Genomic DNA, 16,864 nt, shown 5'->3' on the forward strand with positions numbered 1-16,864 from the left:
GTGGGTTCACCAATACGCTTGAAGTTGACTCATGATCTCGGCGAGGCGAGTGAACGAATGATGAGAGGGATGGAAAAATGAACGATACAAGGACCAAATTGATGCTGGATTTGCAAAGAATTGAAAAGGATGAGTATCAGTTACGCGAAGGTGAGCAGCATCAAGATTTCTTACCTTTGTTACTTCAACATATTGGCGATCCTCAGCCAGAATTACGGGATAACCTGATTTATCCGATGTTTTATATGTGGATTAAGGAAGAGAATAGGTTCAGTGGAGAGGAGTTGCGTAGCCTCTTAACTATTCTGACTGATGAGAACCATTTGTTCTATAATATTGGCAGCGAGGATGATCCGTCAGTTTTTACAAGGACGTTCTCTGCCTTGCCTATCGCTTTGATTGTGCAACGCCACAGACAGAATCCATTTTTCAATCAAGCGGAAATTGAGCAATTAATGCATGCAATGCTCCGTTATTATAAAGAGGAAAAGGATCTGCGAGGTTACCTTTCAATAGGAGGCTGGGCTCACAGCGCGTCTCACGGTGCAGATGTTTTTGTCGAGCTGGTGCAGTGCGAGGAGAGCAGCGTCGCAATGCTGCGTGAGGTTCTTCTCGCTATTTCTGGCATGCTTCATAATGGTAGACACATTTTTAGCGATGAGGATGATGAGCGGTTGGTCAATATCGTGGATACGATGATTGACAAAGAGTTACTTCCAGATCAAGAAATCGCTGATTGGATTAGTGACTTAGCGCAATGCTGCAATTTGCCGAGAAGTCGCAGTCAGGTGATTTCTCGCGTGAACAGCAAGAATTTTTTACGCAGTCTCTATTTCAGAAGGGGACAAGATAGCCGAGGGAATGAGCTTAACACCGTCATGCTTGGTACTGAGGCAAAATTGAACAGGTTTTCTATCAGTTAAAGGATTAGAGGGGCTGTCCCAAATGCCATGGGAAAATGGCTGAGGGATTGCCCCTTTTCCAGGTGATTTGTATTAGTTTAACGCACGATTTTTTCCTTCTATTCAACGATTTTGATTTGAATGGCAGATATGAGATTATAAGGGGTGTAAAAAAACGCCGGTGACCTTAAGCTGGAGAACGGCGTTTCCATATTAGCGTTTCGGCATTTTGCTCTCATCCATGTACAGCAGATTCCAGCGGTGACCGTCCAGGTCGGCAAATCCTGCGCCGTACATCCAGCCGTCAATTTCACTCGGCTTGCCAAAGATGCTTCCTCCGGCAAACTCTACTTTTTGAATAAAGGCATCTACTTCTTCTCTGCTCTCAGCGCCAATGGAAAATATTACTTCTGCGCTATGGGAAGTATCTGCAGTCTTTGAACCTGTAAATTTCTCAAACGCCCCATCCGGGAACAGCAAAATCGTTGTCTGGCCTATGACAAGCTTGGCTCTCTCGTTACCAACGCTCACCGCATGGAATCCAATCTCATTGAAAAAAGCAGTTGACCTCTCAACATCTTTGACCGGCAGGTTAATCCAAATCTCCTGTGACATGGCTGTAGCCTCCTGGAATATATTTTCAACTACTCCTACTATACTCTACTTCTGGCAGCGGAAGCGAATCTTATAAAAGAAACCGCAAGGTATGACATTCCTGTCGTGCATCCTGCGGTTTCCTTACTTATTTACTTGTCTTCCAGCATCGTCTCCGTCAAGGCATCGATCTGGCCAAGAATGCATATAGCATCAACGGTTTTCGGTTTCTTAAAGAGGGTCAAAAAGTTGCATTCGACCTATTCGAATTTCCGGGGGTGGAAACATTGTCTAATTTTCATTGAACCGCTCATAATGAGTGGAGAGCCCATGAGGGCAACCATTGCCGTTATGATTTACTTACTGTTTTGGCTCGCTGTTCTTCTCGATACAACATACAACCAACAACAAGTCCATATAACGCAGTAACAATATGAATCCAAGAAGGTGTTGTATCTGCTGCATTCGTAATGACCAATATTGCATCAATTGTAGGCATGAGAATGGAAGTTAGCATCACAACAAGTAATGCTTTTCTCATACGAAGGATCATCAAAGCTAGTAGGAAGATACCAATAAAAAGATCACGATCTGCTTTGATGTGAACAAGATAGTTATCCGCGGTGTCGTGAAGTGGTAAACCGAAATCTCGTATTGCAGCTTCTGGCTGGACAAAACCTCTTACACCTAAATACAACATTAACAGCGTAACAACACCCACGAGCCAAAATGTTACTGACTTTGGTCCCCAATAAAGTTTACTCATTTGTTTGCCTCCATTTAATTTGAATTGACTTTATTGTATATCGGTAATAACGTGACGATAAGAACGCACTTTAAAGTGCATGACTTACTTAAAAGTTAGGGAGTGAGTTGGTTGAATATTCACTTAGCGAACATGGCAGAACTCGGAACTCCATATTAAAAACACATCCAAATAGTCCGGTTTCCCCCTGCTTCTATTTATTTCGCTTCTTTAAAAATGGATAAGAACCTCGCACCAACGCAAGAGCCCCCCAAAACAAGGCAAGCGCCAGAACGGGATGGAGCGCGCCTGCAATATGGAGAGCCGTAATATATTGAAAACTGATAAGGACGAACAGACCAAGACTCCCCCAGATCATTTTCCGGTTAAGCTTCCCGATGATGCCAAGGATGAACAGGATGACCGAGATATATCCAAACATGGGAACGAACGACCGATGCCATTTCCAAACTTCCGAATTCCCGAACAAAGCCATTCCGGCCAGATATACTTGCACAACGATACAGATCAAAAGTACTAACGCAAGAATGGAATACGCCAATCTGCAATATCTCACTCGGTAAGGCTCTTTTTTTATCGCTTCATCGTTCAATGTTCAAGCTCCTTTCATTAGATGTAATAGTTCATACCTAACCCCGGGTCGTTTCCTGTATTTTTTGAGATCCGCAAGCCCCCTATAGCCGCCTCCAATGATTATGCATGTCAAGTCGTTCATCTTTCTTCAGCTCCTTTGCGTTTTGCACATATGACGATAAAAGGCTCTGATTTGTGACATCGGAAACGAACGAATAACATTGCATTATGAGCTGAGTGAGTAGATCCAGAAGGGTCAAATTTCATTCTTCATAATCCCTCTAGGGAATATGAAGAGATTGGGGGATGAATGAACATGATATGTACGTTATTGGTTCATGCCTTTTTTAGGGGCTATCCGTTAGGGTGGCCCATTTTTCTTAAAACTTGCCGTTACAGACAGCGCCGGGCCGTGGTCATCATTGAGCTAACGGGAAACTTTTAGTTGAAGATTCTGGAACAAAATGCTGGTTGGCAACTGCTCCATTTCATTAAGCTAACGGGCAGTTATGCGCAATATAAATGAGGTAAGAAGTTCGGAAAATCGAGAACGTGGGGAGGTATAGCTCAACTGGAGAGCACCTGCCTTCAAGCAGGAGGTCAGCGGTTCGATCCCCCTTGGCTCCACTACACATTTAAGACATGTAAGTATGGTGTGTTTTTGGTTTTTGGGAAGAAATTCGGAAAGGAAAAAGTCCCCAAGTATTCAGCAATGGGTTATAATTGTAGTATATTCAGGAGTGGCTGAGCCATTGAGAAGGGGAGTTGACATGACGATACGTTATATGATAGATGGCAAGCCGGCATTAAATAGCAATCATCTGGAATGGGAACACATTCAATATATTAAGTGGAGTAAAGTTGCCCCTCAGGAAAGCTACGTTGAATCAATGCCTTATTATTTGATTACCGTAAATTCAACCCCCGAACCAATTAAGGCGGTGTCGCGTTATGAAGGGCGTGACAACGAGAGAGTGGCTAGAGTTGGTGAGACCGCTTTATTCATACCAGGCAATTTAGAATATTTTCGTTTGGAGGAGGTAGAGGCTTCTTTTAGTTGCATTATGCTATCTCCTTCATTGGTTCATCAAGTGGCAACTCAAGCTGACTTGACATTTGTCGGTCATGGTGAATTAATAAACAAAATATCTTTATATGATTCAAAACTATTTCAATTAAGTCTATGGTTAGAAGATGAAATCAATAACAACGGAGCAAGAGGAAAGTTATATGTCGAATCATTATCCAATCTGATGGCCCTTCACCTGTTGGAGATGAATAAAACTTCCCCTCATAAGCAGCTTTATGTTTCGAGGAAATTATCAGAGCAACAACTGGCAAGAGCCATTGAGTATATGAATGTCCATTTTGATCAGGATATCTCGCTTGAAGAATTGGCTAAAATGGTCAATTTAAGTCAGACGCATTTGATTCGAATGTTTAAACAAACGACGGGACTAAGTCCTTATCAATACTTCTTACACTTGAGGATTGATAAAGCTAAGACGCTAATCAAGAGCCGTGAATTTACAGTAGGAGAAATTGCTGTGATTCTCGGATTTACCGACCAAAGTCATTTGAATCGCCATTTTAAGCGAATTACAGGGTTGTCTCCAAGAGAATACATGTCAACTTGAATAGTTTAAGGATCATTAGCCACAATTCGTTGTGGTTTTTTTCTTTTTACGGAAATTATGGAATGGTAATTTTGTACAAAAAAATGTTCGCATCTTACAATCCCGCCATTCGCAATTCCTCTATACTTTTAACAGATGGCTGAATTGTATCACACAAAACGATTTCAAGGAGTTGATTGGTATGAGTACACGTTTGATCCCTTTCCTTGGAGATTAATGGAATTGACCAAGAAGTAATAGACTTTTACCGCTCTTTAGCCCTGCTTCCGGCAAATGGATAAATTCGGCTTCACGTTCCGAATTCTCGCAAATGCTCAAAAGTGAAAGTCTATTATATAACGGAGTGGTTTATGGTTAGGTGAAAATGGTCGGACAGCTCAAAAAGTTGTTAGAAGACCGGTAAATAAAGGGAGGGCTACCTCATGAGTATATTTTCGATTGTACTTCAGAGTTTATTGATCCTATACTACCTCTTTTCAGGTTCTGCAAAGGTCATAGGCGCAAAATATTGGGTCGATATTTTCAACACGCTTAGACTGCCTCAGTGGTTTCGTATCGTCACCGGATTTGTCCAGCTATTAGGTGCCATAGTGCTCATCATAGGCTACTGGGTTGAAGGGGCGGTCGCATGGGCCGGGATTTGGCTTGGAATTACGATGCTGCTGGCGTTCCTTGCGCATATCAGGGTCAAAGATCAGTTCGGCAAAACGGTGACACCCGTTGTGTTTCTTGTGTTAATCATCATTTTAACCATGATTAATGCAGACGGTCTTTTGCTTTCCTTTTGATAAAAGCATCGAGTACTGTAAGCTAGTTGGGTATAGCTAAACGTTTTATGATTAACCTTAAAGGAAACAAATCACGTGCCTTGTTACCTAACGGAGACGATGGTTCAATGAACCAAGCATTAAACCCACTAACAATGGTGAGTTTTGTGAGCTTACACAAAAAAGCGATGAGAATTTTACCCTCATCGCTTTTTGCGTTACTAAAACTAGACTGTAACAGCAAATCCTCTTACCGGAGCATATTGGACTCTATTCCTTGGCGGCATCGAATTTCTTCAAGGATTCGGCTCGACGAATGTTAAAGATATAGCAAATACAGATCGTGTAAACGGAGAAGCCTCCTGAATATCGACTTGATTAGGTTTTGTCGAATTCGTTCGGAAACAGCCCCTGTTCACGGTTAGGACAGTCAGAGAAGAAGGGAGTTTCAATAATGCGCTGTTTGGGGATATGGCTAGCTGCAAACGCTACGATTGAGACATCTTTCATCTAATCCTTCAATAATGTCAAAGCTTTTTTGGCCGACATCCCCGGAACCCCAGTTTCACAGATTGTCTTTGCGGCCATTACTAGCGATCAGATGTTCTGACCACCCGAGACTTTGATTCTCTGCGCATTAACCCAGCGATTCTCGGACCCAAGTAGGTTGGCGACTGCGGGACCAATGTCGTCGGGTACACCGACTCGACCAAGGGCAGTCATCGCGGCAAACGTGTCATTGTAAGCAGGCATGTCGCGAACGGAACCTCCTAGAAAATCGGTTTCGATTGCTCCAGGTGCAATGGTATTAGCGGTGATACCGCGGTGACCAAGTTCTTTGGCCATATAGATGGTTAGAATCTCCACCGCCCCCTTTGCGGCAGAATAGGCGGAGAATCCGGGAAAGGAGACGCGAGTGAGGCCCGATGAGAAGTTCACAATACGACCACCATCTGCAAAAAGCGGCAGAAGGGCCTGAGTCAAGAAAAATACGCCTTTGACGTGTACATTAAACAGGCCGTCGAACTGAGCTTCTGTAGTTTCGGCATAGTCTATCATTTCTCCGTGGCCGGCATTATTCACCAGATGATTGAAAGTGTTGCTATCCCAAGTAGACCGCAGGGTCGAACGAACTGTCTCAACAAAGGCCGGAAAGCCGGCAATGTTTCCAACAATGATTAATACAAAAACCGGAGAACGGTAGATACCACCGTTCTCGGGGGTACAAGTTCTTGTCCCGAGCCTAGGACAAGAACTTGTACCTATTACCGTAATGGAGAAGAACTTGGTCCGATTACCGATTTGGCATATATCTAATTAGAATTCAACAGCTATTTCATTAAGCTAACGGGCAGTTTTGAATAAAGGAGTTAATTCTGTCCCTGCTGAATTATAGTAGAGGAAATAATGCCAACTTACTTGTGCATAAAAAGTTGCGATACAAAGTCGCTGTTACTCTATACTTCGATGGAGAGGAGGGAAAGAAATGGATTGGCTTACGAGGATGAATCGGGCATTGGATTATATCGAACTGAATATATCTGGACAAATCGACCTGACGGAGATAGCAAGACAAGCTTGCTGTTCGTCTTATCAGTTTCAAAGAATGTTCTCCTTCATTACGGATGTTACACTGGCGGAATATATACGACGCAGACGGCTTACTCTTGCAGCGATTGATTTGTTGAATAGCGATACGAAAGTGATTGATATTGCCATTAAGTACGGTTACGATTCACCGGTTTCTTTCGCAAGAGCTTTTCAATCGATGCATGGTGTCAATCCAACTACGGCTCGTCAAGAAAGCGTCGCGTTGAAAGCCTATCCACGGCTTTCCTTTCTTATTTCAATCAAAGGGGTTGAGGCGATGAATTATCGGATCGAAACCAAGGAATCTTTTCAAGTATTTGGCATTGAAAGAGTGTTTCAAACAAGCGGAGATGGCGATGGACCGACTACCCCGGGGGGGTTATGGCAACAATGCCATGCCAATGGGGAGGTAGAGAGACTCACTTCCAATGCGGGTGAATTGCCTGTATATCTGAGTAAGGATTTGTATAAAGTGCATGCAGTGTGCAGCTATCGAAAAACCGAAAATGATACGTTTCCGTATATGCTATGTTCATTTAAAAGCGATTCCAGTAAAACGGATGGATATTTGGAAATCACGATCCCTTCACATACGTGGGCTATATTCCCATCAGAACTGTTTACATGGGATCAATTTAATGATTCCATCGAGTCGTTATACCACCGTTTTTATTCAGAATGGCTTCCAACAGCAGGATACGAGCAGGTCGATGGGATGGAATTCGAAGTCTATGGAGGCAGAAATGGCCTTAATTATGTTGAATTATGGTTCGCGGTACGAAAAACCTCCTGAATGATGAAGACAAGAGAAGGCAGCCGTCTACGAGATCGGCTGCTTTTGTTCAACTAATGGGATACAACGGATACCAAGGGATGGCGGTTAAGGGATGATGTCGAGGGACAAGAACGTGATCCCATTGAAAGTCGCTAAATCAGCGGTTTTTTTTATTTTAAGTACCCTGGATATTTTACACTTCAAGAATACTGAGTTTATATTTAAGAGTTATATTAAATTGGAATTCATATATAGGGAGGGTAAATAGTGAACAAATTCAAAAAGAATGTAGTAATGATCGCGGCAGCTTCTGTAATCGCGGTAGGGACTTTTGCCGGGACTCATTTGCCGTTATCACATGCGAAAGCCAACTCAAATGATAAAGGCAAAGCTAAAAATGTCATCTTCATGGTTCCCGATGGTTTTTCCGCTTCCTATGCAACCAATTACCGTTGGTTTAAGGGTGAAGAAACCCTTTTGGACTCCATGCTGGTGGGTATGCACCGTACCTATTCTGCAAACTCTGAGATCACCGATTCAGCCGCTGCTGGAACAGCATTTGCGGCCGGAGTAAAAACAAATAATGGAATGATCAGCACTTCCCCTGAAGGTAAAGAGCTGAAAACGATTCTTGAAACCGCTGAAGAAGAAGGTAAAGCGTCTGGATTAGTTGCAACTTCAACGATTACACATGCGACACCGGCTGTGTTCGCATCACACGTGGCTACCCGTGCGGATGAGGCGGGGATCGCACCCCAACTTATTGATAATGATGTGGATGTCATCCTGGGCGGAGGAAAGAAGTATTTCCCTGAATCGCTTCTAAAGCAGGCGGGAGAAAAGGGCTACGAGTATATTTCTAGCAAAAATGACTTAGGTAAAGCTGAAGAGTTTGATAAACTAATTGGCTTGTTTGCTGAAGATGCCTTGGCACCGGAATTGGATCGTGATACGACCAATCAGCCAAGCCTAAGAGAAATGACGGAAACGGCATTGGAGGTTCTTAACAAGGATAAAGATGGTTTCTTCCTAATGGTTGAAGGAAGCCAAATTGATTGGGCAGGCCATGATCATGATGCAGCGTGGGCAATGAAAGATTCGGAAGCATTCGAGCAAGCATTGGAAGCAGCATTGGAATTTGCTAAGAAGGATAAAAACACCTTAATTGTTGTAGCAGGCGACCATGATACAGGCGGTATGGCAGTTGGTGGCTATGGTCAGGGAGATGTGAAACTAGAAGTCCTTCGCAACGTAACGGCTACCGGCGATTTTATGGTAACGAAGCTGAATACAACCCGCAGTAACGTAAAAGAGGTAGTCAAGCAATATACAACCTTTGATCTTACCGATGCAGAGGTTCAAAAGATTAAATCCGCAGAAAAACCGGATATCGCCATTAATGAAGTGATCTCGGAACGGGCTAATATAGGATGGACAAGCTATAATCACACAGGTGTAGATATTCCGCTCTACGCATTTGGACCGGGTGCTGATCTCTTTAGAGGTCTGCATCAAAATACAGATTTACCTGTGTTAATGGCACAAGCTATGAAAATTAACTTTACACCGGGAAAATAAAATCGATCGGGTGAAAAATTGCAGCATTAAGGGTACAAATTCATGTCCCGATTTAAAAAGTCTCATAGCGATTGAATGAAGGCAGCCCATTAGGGTTGTCTTTTTTTACGCGGATCTCATCCGAATTGGCAAAGGGACGACAGTTTGTACTTTTTTCTAAATAACCTACCTTACAGTAAAGTAAGGTAATGTAAGATAAACCATTGTTTTGTTTTTTTCTTTTTCCGTATGATACTTACAACCCTGTAAATGAGGTGTGCAAAAAAATTTGGTTCATTCGAAATCGCATGTACAAAGGCAAACCAATAACAATAAGAAGGGATTAATCATGACTAATCATCAAAATCTTAAAGCTATTACGATAATATCATTTATATTTTTGTTTGCTTTCATCAGCCTTTATACCATGGTTCCACCAAGCCCAGATAAGAAGGCGGATATCTCGAGAAATTTCTCGGCAGATCGTGCTGTCCAACATTTAAACCACATAGCAAAGACTGCCCATCCAAGCGGATCAGTAGAAAATGAAAAAGTAAGAAATTACCTTGTTGAACAACTAAAATTAATGGGATTAAAACCAGAAATAGAACACTCCAATCATGCTTCTCTATACCCAAAAATGTTAACGGGTGGAGATATGTACAACGTGATTGGTAAACTTGAAGGTACCAGCAGTGATCATGCAATGATGATGTCTGCACACTATGACTCTGTTCAACAAGGACCAGGAGCTAGTGATGATGGAAGCGGAGTAGCTGCTTTATTAGAAACCATACGTGTATTAAAATCAGGTCCTCCTTTAAAAAATGATATCTATTTTGTGTTTACAGATGGCGAAGAGCAAGGATTAATGGGAGCCAAGGAATTCTGGACGAAATCAAATCATAAACAAAAAATGGATCTCATCATTAATTTCGAGGCTAGAGGAACAAGTGGTCCGTCTATCATGTTCCAAACCAGTGATCAAAACGGTTGGATGGTCAAAGAATTTGCCAAAGCAGCACCCAATCCTGTCACTTCATCCTTACTAGGTAATCTTTTTGAAATCATGCCAAACGACTCGGATTTAACGGTTTCCAATGAAAATAAAATACCCGGATTGAATTTTGCTTATGGTGATGGATGGACCGGATACCATACACCACGTGATGATGTCAAACACCTAGATATACGTTCGTTAGAGCACCAAGGGCAAAACGCATTAACAATGGCTAGGCACTTCGGTCAATTGGAATTAAATGATATTAAGAAAGAGAATGCCGTTTATTTTAACTTTTTTGGAGTAGTCATTTCCTACTCTTATTACTTGGTCTATCCCCTTACAGGGCTGATTCTGCTTTTATTTGCAATGGTTACGATCTTTGCAGTAAAGAAAAAGTGCGCCACTTACAAAGGGTTAGGAATTAGTTTGCTAGCTATCCTGTTAGCTATCATTTCTTCGATCCTCGCAACGGTACTGATTTGGATGGGTGTAAACGCACTTTGGGCTGAAAAAATGACCTTATTTAGTGGCGCAATATATGACAGCCTTTATTATCAGTGGGCATTTCTGTTAATCACTGCATCAATCTGTTTCCTTATCTGGCGGAAATTCCGTACCGTAAATGAATGGGAAATGACTTTATCCGCGATTTTTCTTGGCGTCATATTTCTCATCTTGTTAACACAATTTCTACCTGGTGCTAGCTATCTGTTTGCTTGGCCTTTGCTTGTATCACTCCTGATACTTGGGTGGGTAGTATGGAAGAATAAAATGGATGAAATAATCAGCAATCCATGGATGTTATCCCTTATATCCTTCTTGCCAGTGGTCCTGTTCGTCCCACTGCTCAAGTTACTTTTTACCTTTTTTCCGGTCAGTCTTGTACCATATCTCATGTTACTTTTGGTTTGGCTCTTAGCTTTGTTGTTCATGCAATGTAAACAGCTATTCGGACTAGGACAGTGGGTGCCTTATACCCTGTTAGGAATCGCGGTAGTCATATTATCGATTAGTTTCTTCAGAGCTAACCCAAGCGCAGATCGACCTATAGATAGTAACTTATTCTATGTCGTGGATCAGGATAAAAAACAAGCACAGTGGATTACAACCCAACCGCCAGATGATTGGACGAAGAAATATATAGCCTCAACGAATACATCCAATATAAAATCTATTTTACCGTTTAACTATGATAAAAAAGCATGGGTAGGAAATGCACCTGCACGAAACTATCAAATGCCACAAATAAAGCTAGTAAAGACAGAGACAAAACAAGGGAATAAAATCATTCATTTTCGATTCACAGGTGCAACAGATGTGCAAAACATGTACCTGTCTATACCTGGTGGTCGCGCTCAAAAAATAAAGGTTGGTGAAGAATCCTTTACCATACCTAAATCAATGGAAACTTTTTATTACAAACAAGCAGGTATTCCAAAACAAGGTTTGGATGTCATTGTAGAAGTTAAAGGGAATCAGCCTGTAGAGTTTACATTTGGTTCTGAACAACATCCTGATCCAGAAATTCGTTCCAAACGTCCATCCCATCTAATGACAAGTGGACTGTTTGATGAAAGTATTTTGGTGATCAAACGTGTCACTTATTAATTCTTAAGAAAGAAGCAGTTATCCTGATTCTTGAGATAATGATGCAGAAGAGAAAACAACTTTGAAAAAAATAATAAGCGGGATCAAATAAGGAATATTTTACCTTAGGGGAGTGACATTATGAATGATACATGGAACCCCGAATCGCCAGGTGTGTTGCGCCTTCCTTCAGGTCGACTCGTCCGCGGCCGAGCACTAAGACATCCACTTCCCCAAGGGCTTCAACCCACTTTCGCACTCTACTTGCTCGGGCAACAACCAGCGCCCGTTACTTGGGAAAGCCGCTGGATTCCTTGGCCGGACTTCTGGCTGCCAAAAAACAAGGTTGCAGCCGCTGACGCGCTTCGCGAAGCATGGACTCGGGCTGAAGTTGAACGGGTTGAAATCGCCTGTGGGGGAGGGATTGGACGAACGGGTACTGCACTAGCCTGTCTCGCTGTGATTGATGGAGTACCAAATCATAAAGCTGTCGACTATATTCGGCAGCACTACACTCCACGTGCTGTTGAGACGCCTTGGCAACGCCGCTTCGTCTCTCGTTTCAAATAGGGGGGGGCCTATACGATGATAGGAGAATGGATAAATGATAAACACCGTGATTGGCTGAATGATAAGAGTCGTATGAATCGAGAGGTTCACGTACGGTTCCGTGAGAGCCTAAAGGTGAAACTCCTTCTGGCTACTCGACGGAGAGGAAGGGGTTAGCCGCCCCCTCCAACTCCATTCATCCTTAATCATTTTAATGCTGTAATTTTCGGAAGACACGATAGCTTCTTTGAGGGCATTCGGAGATGGCAATGGGGTGGAAGCCACTGACATCGGCATACAACGTATCGTTTAGCGGCAAGATCCACTTCTCAGGAAGCGCCGCCGCTCCAAGCGATGCGCCAAGAATGGAACCGACGGTGGCGCCATTGCAATCGGTGTCCCAGCCACCAAGTACGGCTGTCGTCATGCCTTTCACAAAATCGCCTCCGGAATGAATGAGCGCAGCCGCGCATAATGCAGCATTATTATTGGTATGAACAGGGTGATAGTGCTTAAACGTTTCCCATATTGTACTCACCAATTCTAATGCGTCTTCCGTTTCCTCAGCGATGTTGACCGCTAACGCGATATCTTCTGCAAGACGGCTGTGTTTCGGAATTTCACTTAATCCGATTTCAACAATTCGCTTCATATCACGTTCAACGAATGCGGCGGCAATCATAGCCGAGCAAAACATGGCGCCGTAAATACCATTCTTCACATGGGAGAAGGAAGCGTCCCGCCAAGCAAGCTCGGCTGCAAGCTGGGGCTGGCCCGCAGCACCGTATGCATAGCCGTCTACACGGATTTGGGCGCCGATCCATTCGCGGTAGGGATTCAAATACGAACGTCCTGAGTGGATATGTTTCTCCCAGTCGTCTGGCCGATCGCCGTTAATATATGAAGTGACACGAGCGAAATTAAGATAGGACTGCGCTTCAGCCGTGAATACCTGCCCGAAGGACAAATGACGATGCCACAGCTTGCCCACATCCCAGGAGTTGAAATCAAATCCGCGTTCCTCAAGCATGAGCAGGCCGAGAACGGTATATCGAATATCATCGTCTGTTTCCATATAACGTATGTTTTCCCGGCAGCTGGCCAAGCTGCTCCACCTTGCGATCTCGATACCGTATTCGGCTTCTGCAGTTGATTCGCCCGGTGTATAGTGGCGAATCGGCCATTGCCCTGCGCCTTCGAACCACAACTTAACATTGTGCCAGCCGGGTCTTCCGCCGGAGCCTTGCATGAAGGAAGGAGCTTCGAGAGGTTTTCCGAGCGCACAACCAGCCGAACGGCCAAGCCATGCACCATGAAATTTATCCTGCCATTTAAGTTCATCCCAGTTTCCGGACAGGATTCTCGGTCCATCCGGACGTTCGGCGCGAATGGCTTCCAATTCCGACGGCTCGATATACTTGAAATCCGCACGTGGTTCAAGAGCCATTAATGCCTGGTATACTTCCATAAGCTTTGCTTCGTTTGTGCCGGCTGCTTCCAGACGTTCGGTCATCCCCTCTACATGACAGCCTTCTTCTCCGCGCTGTTTTATTTCGTCGCTAACTATTTCCCTGAGTCCAATCCATTTCGTCATCACGGTTGCCCTCCTGAAATACATGAAATCAACATATGCCTTGATTATAACCAGCACTGCCGTCAATGGCTTCTCAAATTAGGAAAGCAATATTCTCATTTTTTGCTCCATTCCGTAATCCCCATAGATTGCCGATAATGGACCGGAGACAGACCGACAGTCTCTTTAAAAACGCGGTAAAAGGTCGGCAAGCTTTGAAAGCCGCATTCGAATGCAATATCGGCAACCGTTTTGTCCGTTCCTGCCAATTCCCGCTTGGCAGCCTGGATACGCAGCAGGGAGACATATTCCGAGAAACGATAACCGGTCGTTTCAAGAAATGCCCGGCTCACGCGCGAGACGCTTAAACCATGTTCATCAGCCAATTCCCCTAAGCTAACCGGCTCGCGGTAACGATGCTCGACCAAAGCGGCCAGCGATTGCGCCTGGCGAACGGAATGTACCATATGATGACGCTCATCATGGGTCAGCAAACCGGTGTAATGTCGAAGAAGACGGCCGCACAGCTGAATGAGCGCGCTTTTGGCCATGACCAAATAACCCGGGGATTTCTCCCGCAATTCTTCCGCTATAGCCAGCACCCAAGGCGTAAGCTGTGTGGCGAGGGGCGAGCCGCCCATAATATGATTGCAAAAATGAGTGGAGCGATAGGAGAATGGCAGCAGCAGACCGGGCTCCTCCGCTAGCAGCAGCGCGGGATCAAAGTTAATAAAAAGATAGCGGCTCGGGTCGTCGGGGGCAGATTGGGCAATATGCCGTTCTTCATTATTGACCAGAAATAAGTCGCCAGGTTTCGCTGCATATTGTTTGTTGCCAAAGTAAAAATAGCCTTTGCCTGTTAAACAGAGGCCGATCTCCAGACTTGCGTGCACATGAGGCGGCTGCCGATAAGTGGCAGGTGTCCATTCGAAAGCATTGATAGCAATGGGATGGTCATAGGCAATATGAAGTTTCATTATGATCCAACGCCTCCAGACAAACATGAATTTATATGCTAAGTATATAGACAAGGCATGCCTTCAACCAGATACTGTTATTTACTTTCATACATACATGTTGAGGGGTTTCTAAATGAAATGTAAACGCCGCCGATGTATACGTCAATCACGGTAATTTTGCCTGGTGTCAAGAGGTGTATACGAAAGTAAAGACTAGTATATAGAACGGCGGAGGGCTTCTTTCTATACTGGAATTATGAAAGACTGCAGTACAATTTGGATCAAAAAAATAAACGAAATGTACCGGAGGGGTAAAATTTGAATAGCAAAAAGGCACTTGTCATGATCTCCTTGACGCTTGCATTGGCGATTTCAGGCTGCGGCTTCAAAACGTCGTCTGAGCCAAACCAACCACCTGGAAATTCCAAGGAACCGATCCAAACAACAGGCACCGGAAACAGCGATGATATCATTGAGGTTTCAACGGTTTCGCCAAGCGATCCTTACTTGAAATTTGACGAAGGTGAAGATTTCGACAAAAACTCAGTTTATGACGCTTATGAACAAGATATCGGTGTCAAAATTACAAACAAGTGGATTGCAGATGTTAGCCAATTTAAAGAGAGAGTAAAAATTGCGATCGCATCAAACGATCTTCCGGATTTCTTGCTTGTAAACGCTGCACAGCTTAAAGAGCTAACGGAAGCGGATATGATTATGGATTTGACAGAGATTTATGATCAGCATGCTACGGAAGAGACGAAAAAGTTTCTGACCATGGACGGCGGCATGCAAATGAAAACAGCGATGATCGACGGGAAAATGATGGGCATTCCAAGCTCATACAATCCATTCAACTATCAATTCTTGTTCGTTCGTACGGACTGGTTGAAGGAACTTGGCTTGCCTGAGCCTAAGACCATGGATGATTTCATTAAAATTGCCGAAGCGTTCAAAGAGAAGAATCCAGGCGGCACCAAACAAGCTTACGGAATTGCGGTCAGCAAGAATCCTTTTAGTACCGAGACAGGCGTTACCGGTCTGAGAGCGTTCTTAAACGGCTATCATGCCTATGAAAACATCTGGATGGAAAACGGGAACGGCGGTTTGATGAACAGTGATATCCAGCCTGAGATGAAGCAGGCGCTTGCAGCGCTGCAAGACCTATTCAAAAAAGGGCTGATCGATCCTGAGTTTGCGGTCAAAGATTCGGAAAAAGCCGCTGAGCTTATCTACGACGGCAGCATCGGCATGGTATTTGGCGCTTCCTGGACACCTGCGCAGCTTGTGCAGGGCGCTGTGAAAGACGGAAAGGTTGTCCAAGAATGGGGAGTATTCCCTATCCCTTCAATCGATAACAAGCCTACATTGAATCAAATTGGCCTTGGCGTTGACGAGTACTATGTGATCTCTAAAAAAGCCAAGCATCCGGAAGGCGTAATCCGTTTGCTGAACCAATGGATCGTTGTTGACCATCATCCGACAGAAGAGCAGAAGGTATACACGTATGGCAAAGACCCTGTGGAAAAAGGCAACAACTACTGGCTGCTTAACCCGCTTCGTGTAGGCAAACAGTCTGACAATAACGGCGAAATTCTGCCTAAAGCCATTGAAAACAAAGACGAAAGCATACTTGAGACAGTAGACCAAAAAACGCGTTATGCACGTGCCATGCAATACGTTGAAGGCGATACGAGCATGTGGTGGGAATATATAATCTCCGGTCCTAATGGTGCCTTCTCTCATGTTCCAGAAATTCAAAAGAAAAAGCAATACCTGCAAAACAAATTCTACGGCGCGCCTACGCCGACAATGGCAGACCGTCAAGAAATTTTAACGAAGAAACGTGATGAAATATTCATCAAAATCATGATGAACCAAGTATCCGTAGACGAGTTCGATACATTCGTTGAAGAGTGGAAGAAGCTTGGCGGCGATGAAATCACGAAAGAAGTGAACGAGTGGTATAAATCGCTTCAATAGGATCTGCAGCGCAAAGGAGGGATTGAATCGATGCAATCCCTCCTTTTTT

At 43.9% G+C, this 16,864-nt stretch carries 14 protein-coding genes; 8 read left to right on the forward strand and 6 right to left on the reverse strand.

Annotated features, from left to right (window positions below):
- Positions 1 to 77 precede the first annotated feature (77 nt).
- Positions 78 to 923 (forward strand): DUF2785 domain-containing protein, encoded by an 846-nt coding sequence (locus PLA01S_RS15200; RefSeq protein ID WP_127592928.1) that lies wholly within the window; start codon positions 78 to 80, stop codon positions 921 to 923.
- Positions 924 to 1,115: 192 nt separating this feature from the next.
- Here the strand turns inward: PLA01S_RS15200 and PLA01S_RS15205 are convergent, their stop codons facing one another.
- The 3 genes from PLA01S_RS15205 to PLA01S_RS15215 all read right to left on the reverse strand — a co-directional run bounded on the left by PLA01S_RS15205 (position 1,116) and on the right by PLA01S_RS15215 (position 2,854).
- A complete protein-coding gene (locus PLA01S_RS15205; RefSeq protein ID WP_127592929.1) occupies positions 1,116 to 1,517 on the reverse strand; it encodes a VOC family protein in 402 nt (133 codons plus the stop codon).
- Positions 1,518 to 1,845: 328 nt separating this feature from the next.
- Positions 1,846 to 2,262: a DUF4267 domain-containing protein gene (locus PLA01S_RS15210; protein WP_127592930.1), complete on the reverse strand. Its 417-nt coding sequence runs from the start codon at positions 2,260 to 2,262 to the stop codon at positions 1,846 to 1,848.
- Between the two features lie 193 nt (positions 2,263 to 2,455).
- Positions 2,456 to 2,854: a DUF6220 domain-containing protein gene (locus tag PLA01S_RS15215; RefSeq protein WP_127592931.1), complete on the reverse strand. Its 399-nt coding sequence runs from the start codon at positions 2,852 to 2,854 to the stop codon at positions 2,456 to 2,458.
- A gap of 751 nt (positions 2,855 to 3,605) precedes the next feature.
- On the opposite strand from PLA01S_RS15215, the gene PLA01S_RS15225 reads away from it, so the two are divergent.
- Together PLA01S_RS15225 and PLA01S_RS15230 are read left to right on the forward strand one after the other, a co-directional pair.
- On the forward strand, positions 3,606 to 4,472 hold the full coding sequence (locus PLA01S_RS15225; protein WP_218033652.1) for a helix-turn-helix domain-containing protein: 867 nt from the start codon (positions 3,606 to 3,608) through the stop codon (positions 4,470 to 4,472).
- A gap of 422 nt (positions 4,473 to 4,894) precedes the next feature.
- Positions 4,895 to 5,260, forward strand: a complete 366-nt coding sequence (locus PLA01S_RS15230; protein WP_127592932.1) for a DoxX family protein — start codon at positions 4,895 to 4,897, stop codon at positions 5,258 to 5,260.
- A 576-nt stretch (positions 5,261 to 5,836) separates the two neighbouring features.
- Here the strand turns inward: PLA01S_RS15230 and PLA01S_RS15235 are convergent.
- Complete coding sequence (locus PLA01S_RS15235; protein WP_307719757.1) at positions 5,837 to 6,550, reverse strand: SDR family NAD(P)-dependent oxidoreductase; 714 nt, start codon at positions 6,548 to 6,550, stop codon at positions 5,837 to 5,839.
- 175 nt (positions 6,551 to 6,725) lie between these two features.
- Between PLA01S_RS15235 and PLA01S_RS15240 the strand changes: the two genes are divergently transcribed.
- The 4 genes from PLA01S_RS15240 to PLA01S_RS15255 all read left to right on the forward strand — a co-directional run bounded on the left by PLA01S_RS15240 (position 6,726) and on the right by PLA01S_RS15255 (position 12,321).
- On the forward strand, positions 6,726 to 7,622 hold the full coding sequence (locus tag PLA01S_RS15240; protein ID WP_127592933.1) for an AraC family transcriptional regulator: 897 nt from the start codon (positions 6,726 to 6,728) through the stop codon (positions 7,620 to 7,622).
- Between the two features lie 249 nt (positions 7,623 to 7,871).
- Positions 7,872 to 9,182: an alkaline phosphatase gene (locus PLA01S_RS15245; protein ID WP_307719756.1), complete on the forward strand. Its 1,311-nt coding sequence runs from the start codon at positions 7,872 to 7,874 to the stop codon at positions 9,180 to 9,182.
- Between the two features lie 328 nt (positions 9,183 to 9,510).
- Positions 9,511 to 11,772: a M20/M25/M40 family metallo-hydrolase gene (locus PLA01S_RS15250; protein ID WP_127592934.1), complete on the forward strand. Its 2,262-nt coding sequence runs from the start codon at positions 9,511 to 9,513 to the stop codon at positions 11,770 to 11,772.
- A 120-nt stretch (positions 11,773 to 11,892) separates the two neighbouring features.
- Complete coding sequence (locus PLA01S_RS15255; protein ID WP_127592935.1) at positions 11,893 to 12,321, forward strand: protein-tyrosine phosphatase family protein; 429 nt, start codon at positions 11,893 to 11,895, stop codon at positions 12,319 to 12,321.
- Between the two features lie 190 nt (positions 12,322 to 12,511).
- Here the strand turns inward: PLA01S_RS15255 and PLA01S_RS15260 are convergent, their stop codons facing one another.
- Entirely contained in the window at positions 12,512 to 13,894 is a 1,383-nt protein-coding gene (locus PLA01S_RS15260; RefSeq protein ID WP_127592936.1) for an ADP-ribosylglycohydrolase family protein, read from the reverse strand.
- Between the two features lie 95 nt (positions 13,895 to 13,989).
- Positions 13,990 to 14,850 carry a helix-turn-helix transcriptional regulator gene (locus PLA01S_RS15265; protein ID WP_127592937.1) on the reverse strand — a complete coding sequence of 287 codons (861 nt, stop codon included), beginning with the start codon at positions 14,848 to 14,850 and terminating at the stop codon, positions 13,990 to 13,992.
- A 300-nt stretch (positions 14,851 to 15,150) separates the two neighbouring features.
- Here PLA01S_RS15265 and PLA01S_RS15270 point away from each other — a divergent pair, with 300 nt between their 5' ends.
- Positions 15,151 to 16,815, forward strand: coding sequence for an extracellular solute-binding protein (locus tag PLA01S_RS15270; protein ID WP_127592938.1), 1,665 nt, complete (start codon positions 15,151 to 15,153; stop codon positions 16,813 to 16,815).
- The last annotated feature ends 49 nt before the right edge of the window (positions 16,816 to 16,864 follow it).

The sequence above is a fragment of the Paenibacillus lautus NBRC 15380 genome, assembly GCF_004000945.1.
Classification (GTDB): Bacteria; Bacillota; Bacilli; order Paenibacillales; family Paenibacillaceae; genus Paenibacillus_AQ; species Paenibacillus_AQ lautus.

What these genes read in the sequence shown, in the direction of transcription:
- PLA01S_RS15200 (WP_127592928.1), top strand. Translation starts at nt 78, where the DNA reads ATGAACGATACAAGGACCAAATTGATGCTGGATTTGCAAAGAATTGAA.
- PLA01S_RS15205 (WP_127592929.1), bottom strand. Translation starts at nt 1,517, where the DNA reads ATGTCACAGGAGATTTGGATTAACCTGCCGGTCAAAGATGTTGAGAGG.
- PLA01S_RS15210 (WP_127592930.1), bottom strand. Translation starts at nt 2,262, where the DNA reads ATGAGTAAACTTTATTGGGGACCAAAGTCAGTAACATTTTGGCTCGTG.
- PLA01S_RS15225 (WP_218033652.1), top strand. Translation starts at nt 3,606, where the DNA reads ATGACGATACGTTATATGATAGATGGCAAGCCGGCATTAAATAGCAAT.
- PLA01S_RS15230 (WP_127592932.1), top strand. Translation starts at nt 4,895, where the DNA reads ATGAGTATATTTTCGATTGTACTTCAGAGTTTATTGATCCTATACTAC.
- PLA01S_RS15240 (WP_127592933.1), top strand. Translation starts at nt 6,726, where the DNA reads ATGGATTGGCTTACGAGGATGAATCGGGCATTGGATTATATCGAACTG.
- PLA01S_RS15250 (WP_127592934.1), top strand. Translation starts at nt 9,511, where the DNA reads ATGACTAATCATCAAAATCTTAAAGCTATTACGATAATATCATTTATA.
- PLA01S_RS15255 (WP_127592935.1), top strand. Translation starts at nt 11,893, where the DNA reads ATGAATGATACATGGAACCCCGAATCGCCAGGTGTGTTGCGCCTTCCT.
- PLA01S_RS15260 (WP_127592936.1), bottom strand. Translation starts at nt 13,894, where the DNA reads ATGACGAAATGGATTGGACTCAGGGAAATAGTTAGCGACGAAATAAAA.
- PLA01S_RS15265 (WP_127592937.1), bottom strand. Translation starts at nt 14,850, where the DNA reads ATGAAACTTCATATTGCCTATGACCATCCCATTGCTATCAATGCTTTC.